Annotated in this window: 7 protein-coding genes; all 7 read left to right on the top strand. The window is 42.6% G+C overall.

Going from position 1 to position 12,024, the window contains the following annotated elements; genetic code table 11:
- The first annotated feature begins 100 nt into the window (after window positions 1-100).
- The 7 genes from tssM (at window position 101) to ACT3TU_RS12285 (ending at window position 11,563) form a co-directional block, all read left to right on the top strand.
- Window positions 101-4,063 (top strand): type VI secretion system membrane subunit TssM, encoded by a 3,963-nt coding sequence (tssM, locus tag ACT3TU_RS12315; protein ID WP_444784427.1) that lies wholly within the window; start codon window positions 101-103, stop codon window positions 4,061-4,063.
- Window positions 4,060-5,040, top strand: coding sequence for a type VI secretion system-associated protein TagF (gene tagF / locus ACT3TU_RS12310; protein ID WP_444784426.1), 981 nt, complete (start codon window positions 4,060-4,062; stop codon window positions 5,038-5,040). Before tssM ends, tagF begins: the two co-directional genes overlap by 4 nt.
- Window positions 5,041-5,327: 287 nt before the next feature.
- Entirely contained in the window at window positions 5,328-6,116 is a 789-nt protein-coding gene (locus ACT3TU_RS12305) for an OmpA family protein (RefSeq protein WP_192522636.1), read from the top strand.
- 106 nt (window positions 6,117-6,222) lie between these two features.
- A complete protein-coding gene (locus ACT3TU_RS12300; protein WP_444784425.1) occupies window positions 6,223-9,069 on the top strand; it encodes a DUF2345 domain-containing protein in 2,847 nt (948 codons plus the stop codon).
- A complete protein-coding gene (locus ACT3TU_RS12295; protein WP_444784424.1) occupies window positions 9,069-9,899 on the top strand; it encodes a hypothetical protein in 831 nt (276 codons plus the stop codon). The genes ACT3TU_RS12300 and ACT3TU_RS12295 overlap by 1 nt, the downstream gene beginning before the upstream one ends.
- A gap of 10 nt (window positions 9,900-9,909) precedes the next feature.
- Window positions 9,910-10,650, top strand: a complete 741-nt coding sequence (locus tag ACT3TU_RS12290; protein WP_192524812.1) for a hypothetical protein — start codon at window positions 9,910-9,912, stop codon at window positions 10,648-10,650.
- A gap of 76 nt (window positions 10,651-10,726) precedes the next feature.
- Entirely contained in the window at window positions 10,727-11,563 is an 837-nt protein-coding gene (locus ACT3TU_RS12285) for an IS630 family transposase (protein WP_192524813.1), read from the top strand.
- Window positions 11,564-12,024 lie beyond the last annotated feature (461 nt).

Below are 12,024 nucleotides of genomic sequence, written 5' to 3'. Positions count from 1 at the left end.
GGTAGCACGCATGTTTTCAAGGTTTTTTCATCTTATCTACAACCCAAGGGTATTATTAGCATTGGGTATCATAGTCGCTCTGGTCTTTTTGTATGACTATGTGAGCATCAAAACCTTTTTTATTATTGTTGGCATTTTAATCACATGCACGGTGTTAGGGCTGCTGACCTATTATCTGTGGAAAAAACGCAAGGCTGCTTCAGATGAGCTGGCAAATTTGGTCGAAGATAATGACAATGAGAGCCCAAGTGAAGATAGCACGCACCTAGCAAAAGATGAAAACGCCCAAGAGGTGCAAGCGCTACGACAGCAAATGCAAGATGCCATTAAAACCATTCGCAAATCAAAGATAGGCGATCAAACCGGTAAGGCAGCATTATACGAGCTACCGTGGTATATGGTGATCGGTAATCCAGCGGCAGGCAAAAGCTCAGCAGTATTACACTCTGGCTTAAAATTTCCATTCATGGATCAAACCAATAAGCTATCCGTTAAAGGCGTTGGCGGTACACGTAATTGTGATTGGTTTTTCTCCACTGAAGGTATTTTACTCGATACCGCAGGACGCTACTCCGTTTATGAAGAGGATCGCTCAGAATGGTTGTCGTTTTTAAATCTCCTCAAAAAAAATCGACCTAAAGCACCGATTAACGGCATTATTATCGCGGTCAGTATCGCTGAGCTTACCAAAAACGACCCAAGCTATGCTTTGGATTTGGCCAAAAACCTACGCAGTCGTGTGCAGGACTTAACCGAACAGTTAGAAGTCTATGCGCCTGTCTATGTGGTCTTTACCAAGATGGATTTGATTTCAGGATTTCGTGACTTCTTTAATGACTATGAGCAAGAAGAGCGCAGCCAAGTATGGGGCGCGACCATTCCCTACCCCGAAGACCCAGAAGACATCAATATTACTGACGTATTCGAAGAGCATTTTGGCGTCTTAGTCAACGGTCTAAAAGATTTGAGCACTACTAAGCTATCTTTGCGTCATCAGCGCACCGTATCTCCTAGTCTCATGACCTTTCCCATGGAGTTTCAGTCATTACGTCCAATGATACGGACGCTGATGCATGCTTTATTTGAAGACAATCCTTTTCAATTTAAGCCCATATTGCGTGGATTTTACTTTACTAGCGCCTTGCAAGACGGCCAAGTTAGTAGCCAAATGACGTTGCAAATGGTACAAAATTACGATTTGCACCCACCAGCCATACCACTTAACGCCCAGCAGGAATCCGCTGACAAGCCTTACTTTTTACAAGACCTATTTTCCAAGGTTATTTTAAAAGACAAGCATCTGGTTAAGCAGCACAAAAACCGAAACAAACGCAGTCATCGCGCACTTGCTACCCTAGCTGCTGTTGTCACTTTGTGCACGGTTGTCGGATTGTGGACTTGGTCGTATGCCAATAATAAACAGCTCACTGAACGCGTCGTGGCCGACTTACAACAAGTCGCAGCGCTGCAAAAAAACTCTAATGGAGATCTACAGTCCCAGCTTGAGTCACTCAGTATTTTACAAAGTCGAATCGAGCAGCTCGAAGGCTATCAAGACGACAAGCCGCTGTCTCTGAGATTTGGCCTTTACCAAGGCGATAAACTGCAGCAAAAACTGTTAGCAGAATACTATAACGGTATCCGCATCATCGTCTTAACACCGACCAAACAAAACATCGAAACGTTTTTGACCGAAGTAAACACCAACGCCGACCAGTTAGAAGTGCGTACAGAGGATTCGACCACTGACAACACCTCTGATGCTGCCGTTAATGATGCTTATATTCAGTCAGACCCTACGGACGTCGAAGATGCTTATAGTGCGCTCAAAGCTTATCTCATGCTTGGCAATCATGACAATTTAGAGACCAGTCATTTAAGCGATCAGATGACCCGGTTTTGGCGTAACTGGCTCGACGCCAATCGCGCTGATATGCCACGTGACAAAATGATTCGCCAAGCTGAGCGTATCTTGAGTTTTACGTTGGCTCATGTCGGCGACCCCACTTTTCCATTGATTCAAAATGACTTAGGGTTGATAGACAAAACACGCGGTAATTTATCAAAAGTTAGCAAAGGCCAGCCTGCTCGTGAGCGTGTTTACTCTGAGATTAAAATGCGTTCATCGGCCCGTTTCCCATCTGTCACAGTCGCTCAAATCACCCAAGGTACAGCCAACGAAGCGCTACTTGGTAGCCATGTCATTTCAGGCACCTTTACCAAACAAGCGTGGGAGTCGTTCGTCAGTGATGAGATTGATAAAGCTGCCACTACTAGAATAGTCGCCGATGACTGGGTATTGGCAACCAGTAGCCAAGATGACCTCACCTTGACAGGTAGTCCTGAACAGATACGGCAGTATTTGGTCAGTCGCTATAAGCAAGAATATATCAGTGAATGGAAGCGGTTTTTATCTCAAGTTTATGTTCGCGATAGTAAAGACTTCGATGACCATGCGATCTTATTAAATCAGCTGTCTAATGCCACAGAATCACCGCTAAAAACATTATTTGAGACGGTCGATCGCCAAACTCAGTGGGATAACAAAGCAGCCAATCAAGCGGTTGGCAATGGCGGGGAATCTCGTCGTTCATTTGTGAATTGGTTTAAGCAAACCATTCTGCGTCAGAGCCCCGCTGAGCTGCGCCAAGCAGAAGCGACCATGAATAACGGTCGTAGTGCTAGTAACACCGCTGCTGTAGCACCAGCAAGCTCAGGTGTGATTGCTCAAGAATTCTCTTCTATACATGCTTTAGTAACGCCGCGAGAAGACAACCAAGACCTGTCATTATTAGACAATTATTTAGCAAGCTTAGGCGACATTAGAACGCGATTTAATAATATCGCTCGTAGTGATGATATCGGCCCTGATGCACTGTTGTTTGCCTCGCAAACCCTCAGCCCCGAAGGCTCAGAACTGACTAAATCTCTACAGATATTAGATGAGAAAATACTCAGCCAAGCCAATTCTGAAATTAAACAGCTGGTTCGCCCCTTATTGAGTGAGCCTTTGACACGCTCCTTCAATATGCTACTGACCCCCACTAAAGCAGAGATTAATAAAGTCTGGAAAGCACAAGTACATAAGCCTTTCCTAGATAATTTAGAAAAAAAGTATCCCTTTACCGCCAATGCTAACCTAGAGGCGACGCCTGCTGAGATTGGTCAATTCTTTGGCGAAGATGGCTACGTGGCGCGATTCGTCAACGAAACATTATCGCCCTTTATCATTCGCCGCGGTGATCAAATCTCCAGTAAAATCTGGAATGGCGCAGGCATAGGTCTTAACCCGAAATTTGTCGCTGATTTTGGGCGCTACTTTACCAATTATACTGGTAGTAATAGTACTGGTGGTGGTGCTGGTAGTAGCGCGGCCAATCAAACCACCTTTCAAATCATGCCCTTACCCGTCAGCGGCTTGACCGAATATACGATTGTGGTCGATGGTCAACAGCTACGTTATCGCATGGGTAGCCAAGCTTGGACAACGTTTGTATGGCCCAATCCAAGCAGCCAGCCTGGCGCCAGTATACGAGCCAAGGATTATGATGGCAGAGACTTTACTGTCTTTGAGGAAGCAGGTAGCTTTGGTGTAGAACGCCTTATCAATAGTGCACGTCGTACTGAACTTGGCAATGATATCTTTGAGATGGCATGGTCAGGTGATGATGTCACTATCTCTGTGCGCTTTAGAATCATCAGTGGCAGTGGTAGCACCACCACCGATCAAGGGCGCTCAAACAATCCATTTACTGGTATGAAATTACCAGATGAGGTTATCGCTCTGGGCGTTACACGTACAGCAAGGCCAATTTCTGATAGTAATGCAGTCGATAGTAAGGCTCCTACTGCCAATATCGGTTCTGACACCAATCAGACAGTACCAACTGTCGAGCAAGATGCAACTAGCGCTACGCCACCAGCCAATGCAACCACTGTAGCTCCTAGTACTAATAGCATTGCCAATAATGAGAGCCTTCTACAAGCGCAACCGCCTACTGATAACGCGACGACAACTAATGACAATTCAGCCGTCACTGAGCAGCAGGAGCAAACACCATGATTCCTGACTCCTTACCTTTAGTTTATTTTGGCAAACTGCCTGCTCGCGGCGATTTTGTACGGGCGCGTGCTCATATCTCAGAGACCAACGCCATTGACGAATGGGTCAGCCAAGCACTAGCGGTGTCGGAAAGCATATTTAGTGAAAGCCTCGTAGATAAAGCAAATTCCAATAACATCGCTTTTTTGAATTTCAGTCATATCGATACTAAATCTAATGAGATTATCACTGGTGTCCTCATTCCCAGCCATGATAGTAGCCATAGAAACTATCCACTGATAGGCTTTGGCGTGATTCATCTAGATAAACCAAAAAACTGGATGAACTATCTGCCCGTCAAGTCAGCAGCGCTTTGGGATGACACTTATGAAATCTTGAGCATGGCCAAGTCCAAAACTGACAACGCCGATCTTATGGAGTATCTCAATGATAGCCAGCTCACCATCAATAACAACGCCAGCACTCACTATTACGACTTTATCAACACCACCACGTTGCATGATATAGCGGTATTAATGAACATCGACAAATCGCAACTGATACAGCAAATCATCGCCACTGGCTTATTATTTTTGCCTACCTTTACCAAGGGTTTTCACGGTTTAAATAAGGCCATCTGTTGGTCACTCACCTCTGATAGAGAAAACTCGATACACATAGCGACCTTTTGGCACGATCTCATCAATGGTTTTTATCAGCCGCATCAGCTCTCCCTGAATACTTACTTATACCGCGTTGCTAATTGCTATCGCCTGTTATTGAGTTTCAACAAACCCGATGGACGTATACTCGAGCAAATATCAGAAAGTGAAAAAACTTATCCTGAAGACTGGGTGGTTATCGCTAATAGCGACTGGACAAAAGGCTATATTGATGAAGATATTGGGCTGACCCGTTTCAATAAAGTATTGTTACAAGATAACTTATACCTGTATGATACTAGGCAATTGTTTAAAAAGACCTTTTTGGCACAATAGTGGTTCATAATATAGTCAGTGAGAAGTAATATCGCTACATCACGTACTACAGGTACCGTTTTTTCTTGCTTGCTGTGCCTACGCAGACAGAGGCTGCAAAAAAACCATACCCGCAGTATCGTAGCGCTTTTAAAGTATTTTAACTATAACTACTGATTCATAATAGCTAATAGTAATCGCCATGCATCATATCTTTGCCACTAGTCACTGCTCAATAATATCAAGATTAAAAAGGTACTTGAATGAAAGTCCTCTCCAAAATATCCAAACCTAGGCCAACAAATCGCATGAAAAATTTGCTATTAGCCGTCGCTATGACCCTTCCTATCAGCGTCGTTGTCTTTGCAGCACATAACGATGCTCATGTGACCAATGACGCACAAAATATCCCCGTGGTCATCAAAGGTGTGGTCGCCACTAGCTCGGACAAGCAGCAACTCCTGGAAAAGCTCAAAGCGCAATACCCTAATAAACCAGTTCGAGATGAAATTGAAGTGCGCTCAAGCATTAATATACCCACCAACTGGCAACAGATAGCCACGACTATCATCGACAGCGATATCTCTAACATTCGCCAAGGGCGTATTGATATTCATGGTACGACCATTAGCTTACATGGCAAAGTCAGCAGCATTGAACAAAAACAAGCCATTCAAAACCGTATTCACTCACGGCTAACCGATCTCTATCAATTAGAAAACCAGCTGGTCGTAGTAGAAGAGGAACAACGCCTCATTGATGATACTTTGGGCGATCGTATCGTCGAGTTCGAATCTGGCAGTGCTAACTTGACGCCAACGGGTCTGGGCATCTTAGACGATATCGCAGGCGTATTACAGGGCCTCGGTAATAAGGCAGTCACCATCACGGGCCATACTGATAATGTTGGCAATCCTACTGCCAACCTAGCCCTATCAAATGAGCGTGCAGAAGCGGTCAAAAAATACCTGATAGATCAAAATATACATGCGGCGCGGTTCAGTACCACTGGTAAAGGGGACACTGACCCCATCGCTAGTAACGATGACGAAGAAGGACGCACCCGTAACCGCCGTATCGAATTTACCCTTAACTAATAACATCACTATGTATGATGATAACGGCAAATAATCATCAATCGTCACCTGCTGATAGTTGTCATGAAATTGCTCAAAGAGATGCCATTGCTCAAAGAATAGGGATATGACTATGTTACGCTTGACCAATACCGTGCTGCCCATGCATCCAGATCGGCTTTATGCTAGCGAAGGTAGCACTCAAGCGCCCTATTCGAGCGCGCGCCAAGATATCGATGCTTATCGATTGTGGCAAGATAAGCTCATGCATAGCTTTGATGAAGCCGACATTATTGCTCAACTAAATCCCAATGGTAATCGCCAACATCAGCAGCACGGTATCGATATCTATGTGCTGCACGTTTATATCCATGAGCGGCATCATCCACCCTTTACGCCATTAACCAATCTCATCGGTAGCCCTTTAACCTTGAGCTTTGACACTCCACGTGGCCTAAGCTTTCGTCACCTGTATATAACAGCGGTACATCAGCTAGACCATGATGGCAGCTACGGTTATTATCGTCTGCTCGCCCAGCCCATCAATTATCGCTTGCATCAGCATTTACGCAGTCATATTGATACTGATGTGACCGTACAAGCGATGGTAGCAGAGCGCACGGCTGCACTTGAGATAGAAATAATTGATGATAGTAGCAGCGATGAAGGTGGTGCTAGCTGGGCACCAGCACGTATGACTCAGTGGCAAATAAGCGACTGGACACATATTTGCGAGCGGCTCTCGCGTCAAGGACTGACGGCTTACTTACGCCATGAGCAAACGGACGAGCACAGTCCACCAAAGCTCATTATTACATCGCATAGTCCAAGCGATAGCGATGGTATCAGCTTAAATATTGGCGCACTGCGTTACCAGCAGGTATTGCATGACCGTGTCCATGCGCCCGTATTGGCATTAAGTGAGCAGGTCATCACCCAGCCAAACTCAGTAACGATGCAGCGCTTTAATAGCGCCAGCGTCGCACAGCCAACCCAGTCCGCTGACGTTGCGATGAGCAGTAATGCTGATGAAGAAAGCCATGCCAATAACCACACACTCACATTAGATACGCCCGCTGCTTTTGCGCCAGTAACTGATACTGAAACCATAGATGAAGCGGCTATCGTAGCAGACAGTCATCAAAGTCAGTACAGCGTCTATCATGCCCTTGCCCATGCTACGGATTTGAGTGTTGCTGATACCTTTATTCTTGCTGATCACAGTGCGCTCAATCAGCACTACCGCGCTACCCATATCGTGCATCTGGCTCGCAATAGTCTGGCACATGTGACAGGGCTAACCCAAAGCTCACGCCATCAACAGCGTCATGCGTCAAGTCTAGAAGCTGGTATTCATTTAACTCAACTGTGCCTCATTACCGCTGATACCCCGTGGGTCAGCCCTCTATACAGCAGACGTGCTCTACCGCCGATGACAGGGATTACAGATAGCCAAAGCGACACAGACAGTCGCAACCATTTGACCCCGACCAAAAACTACTTACTGGATAGTCCAGCCCAGCCTATCAGTCGATTAGAAGCACAAGCGGGTGCTAACTATGGCACACACTTTACCCATAGAGCAGATGATCAAACCCTGATGCAGTCTATCGGTGATAGCGAGCATCTGATCAATACTGGCAGTTTGTTGTCATCGACTCGCCCTAGCCTATTTGCCACAGACAACGAACAAGCGATTGAGAGTGGTTATCGCAATACTGATAACGGCTTATCAGAATGGGTCACTGACCACCGTACAGAACAAGCCTACTCACAGCTAAAAGTAGACAGTGCTGGGATATCCGCCAGTCTAAAGATGGGGGTTATCAATCCATCAGATACCGCCAAACGTCAAGGCATCAATGCGGCTACTAACGCTCAAATCAACATAAAATCAGGTGAAGCACTTGTCCTCTCCACTCAAGCACAAACTCATGCGCAAGCAGGGCAACATAATTATCAACAGCATACCCCTACTCTCACCCAAACTAGTTTAGGCGGTCAGCACTTAGCAGAACGCTTAACGCAACTGGCCACGGGACTTGGTAGACAAGTCAATGATCATAACGCGATTAAGACGCAACTTGAGAACATCGCAGAAGAACAGCAAAGCAAGACCCATCAAACAATACCATTCACTCTTATCGATAGCGCAGCAGACAGCAGCTATGTCGGTACTGATACCCTGATTCACAGAACTATGGGTGAGATGATTAGTACTACTCAGCAAGACATGAGTATCAGTAGTGGCGATAGTCATCATCAAGTCAGTAGTGAGTCACTGAATATAATAGCCGATGGTCAGTTTAGTATGACCAATGCTAAAGACAATATCACCCTCTCCGCCCATACAGGAAAACTGGAAGCCACGGCTAAGCAAGATGTGAATATCGCCTCCTCGACTAAAGAAGTTGAAATAGTGGCGACGAATCAAATTACGCTAACGGCTGGTGGTGCGAGTATTACTTTAGATGGCGCTAATATCACTATCGCCGCTAAGCAGTTTACGGAAAAAGGTGGTAAGCATAGTAAGGCTGGTGGTGGGATGGATGGGCTGGGATTGGCGGGGTTGCCCAGCTTAATAGCTGGTGCAATGTACAAAGCACAGTTTAGATTTGCTGACGATGATGATATCGCCTACACCAACACCCCATATATTGCTATTAATGAGAATACAAAAGAGACGTTTGAAGGAATAACTGACGCTGAGGGGAATACTGAGACGTTCTATAGCTCTGATCCTGATGAAATTAAGGCTCATTTGAAACTAGACAATCACACTGCTCAATTCATATTCGCTGACGATGATGATATTCCCTATAGTTTCGTTGATTATATTGCGCAGGCTGAAATAACGGGGGAAGTGTTTGAAGGTACGACTGACTTTAAGGGTTACACTGAAACTATACGTACCTCCATTGAACAAGAAATTAAGTTTCATTTGTTGAACGTTAATAGTGAGGAGAGTAAGTAATGGGCGTTCCTACAGGTGCATCAACAGCATCACAAAAAGAGAGACTAATTACAATAGCTATAGAATCTGGAAGATTTGGAGTGACACAGGCTAGCGTTAAACCGCTTGTGAAAGAAGTCAATATTAAAGATAGTGGCGAATTAATAGTTATAGAAAAGTTTGTAGAGAGATTCAAGTCAGGAATTACTCAATTAACTACGGGTGAAAACAAAAAAGCTCCTGCAACCATGTTTAATAAAGTTAGCGAAAGTAATTTAACGGAAGTATGTGCAGAAATGAATGACTACTTCAAAAAAGGAAGACACGGCCACAAACCCAATTTATATGAAATAGCTTATATATTCTCAACCGCCTTTATTGAAGCTTATCACTATACAAACCCTATTATGTTATTCAGCAACCTACCAGAAGTAGGTTCAAGAGAATATTTTAATGAATATGATATAGAGCACAATCCAACTAAAGCAAAAGTGCTTGGAAATGACAAACCTGGTGATGGTTTTAAATATAGAGGTCGTGGACTCATCCAGATAACAGGAAAAACAAACTATCAGAGATTTACTGAAATTCTGAATGTTAATTTTGTGAAATCCCCTGATCTAGTATCCGAATATAAGCATTCTGTGCCAATAATAATTTATGGAATGAAAGAAGGGACTTTCACTGGAAAAAAACTTTCTGATTACATCAATAGCTCAACTATAGATTATGTTCAAGCTAGATGGATTGTCAACGGCACTAATAAAAGAGAAATATTGGCAAAAAATGCTAAAATCATTGAAAACTGGTTAGAAGAATCTTCACCAGAAATACTGAAATCTTTTCAATAAAGAGGTTCTTATGGAGAAATTAATAACAATAACTCTTTCAATAATAGTACTTTGTAGCTGTATAAATAGTACTCAAACTGAAGCTGAGAATGATTCATTGTCAAGTATGACAGACTGCTCTATAGCAACTGAATGCTATAAGTCATTAACTAAAAATCAGCTAGAAATTATTTTAGAAGATATTAAACCGTATGCTGATACAGCCTTGAGATTTACGTATGTTAATAACATTGACAGTCAAAATGTATTAACTGACTTCACCACTCTTTCAGACTCCACAGAATATCATTATTTTATTAAAAGATATAACGAAACAAAAACTATCGATAAAATTATTGGAAAAACGTCAGTATATGGTATTAAAAGAAATTTCGTCGTCGTCCATATAGATGAAAATTTAAACAGTAAATATCGAGAGATTGGTGATAATATCTTATCTGAAATAAATAAAAATCATGAAAGTATACAGACTGGAGCATTCGATGATTTACCCATGCAGGTTCATATTGGAAAAATTGAACAAGTGAATTTCCTTACAGTATATAACAATGAAGATGATGTTTTAAACCTTAGTCCACAATATATTATTGAGTGCAATGATAAGAAAACGGTTTTGAAAAATGGTACTGTATTCTTGATGGGTTATGATTACAAAAATTTAGAGCAAAAAACCTATGCAGTACTAAAAGATAGTTCGGATAATTATACTTATTATTATGATATGGATAAACTTTGCTCATCGATTAATTGATGGAATAGGATAATATAGTCAATCTTAGATAAAACCGATACAATGTTTATAACTAATTCATCTAGTGAAATAAACGATGACCTATTCAATCGACTTTCGCAAGCAAGTACTGCGTAGCATTAAAGACGGCATGACCATTCGAGAAGCTGCTAACTTTTATCAGCTTAGCACAAGCTCAATTCACAGCTGGCAGCAGAGCTTAGTTGCTAAAACGACTAGAAATAAAGCACCGACTAAAATATCAAATGAAGCATTATTGAAAGATGTTAAGCAGTATCCAGACGATTATATGTACGAGCGAGCACATCGTTTAGGTTGCAGTAAGTCAGGCATTGAGTCGGCCTTAAAGCGTCTTGGCATCAGTCAAAAAAAGACCTTAGAACATCCAAAATCATGTCCGATCAAAAGAGCGGAATATCAAAGTAAGCTTGATCGTTTTATGAAGCAAGGCTATCCCATTATTTATATGGATGAAAGCGGCTTTGAGGCTGACACTATTCGCCCTTACGGCTATGCACTAATAGGAAAGCCTTGCATTGATCGCTACAACTGGCAAGCAAAAAAGCGAACCAATGTTATTGGTGCTTTATATAAAAAGATGCTGTTTGCGCTTGATTACTTTGATAAAAATATTAATGGCGATATATTCTACGACTGGTGTAAATACACCCTAATCCCAAGTATTAAAACCAAATGTGTGATTGTTATGGATAACGCCAGCTTTCACAAACGAGTACAAAGACTGCTGAATAGGTATGGTCACAGGCTTCTATTCTTACCACCCTACAGTCCTGATCTAAATCCTATCGAAAAGAAGTGGGCGCAAGCAAAGTTTCTACGCCAAGGTTGGATGGAGAATAATCTACCTAAACTATTTTATGATATGGGTTGTTCCAGTTTTATTGTGGATTGACTATACCATTCTGCCTGAAGTTATTAATTATATTTAGCTATCATTATCAGTGAGTTCACACTAGATTATATAGTCGATACACTTCAAAAGTGTTATAGCGCTACTGGAATGAATTTTGCGCAGCCTCTGTCGGCGTAGGCACAGCACGCAAGTAAAATTCATCCCAGTAGCGCATTTAAGCTTATATAACATTTTTATTTTCAGCTGACCATACCAAATATAGATGGAATTCATGTAGTTGAGTAAAGCACCTATAATCAAAAATTTGAATTAAAGTTAGATATTTATAAAAAGGCTTAATTTATGTCAGATTATGATCCATTTGCTGTTTTAAGACGACCAGAACGAACTTCTAATACTACCGCCACTCGAAACTCTGTAACTGCAAACGCTAGGATTTCACGTGTTAAAAGAAAGTTAAACCTGACTCTTGACGGAACTCCCAATGGTAATCATGCCTA

This window comes from Psychrobacter sp. AOP3-A1-26, from assembly GCF_052378235.1.
Classification (GTDB): Bacteria; Pseudomonadota; Gammaproteobacteria; order Pseudomonadales; family Moraxellaceae; genus Psychrobacter.
The sequence above is the reverse complement of the archived record's forward strand: the minus strand, read 5'-3'. Positions and strand labels throughout refer to the sequence as shown.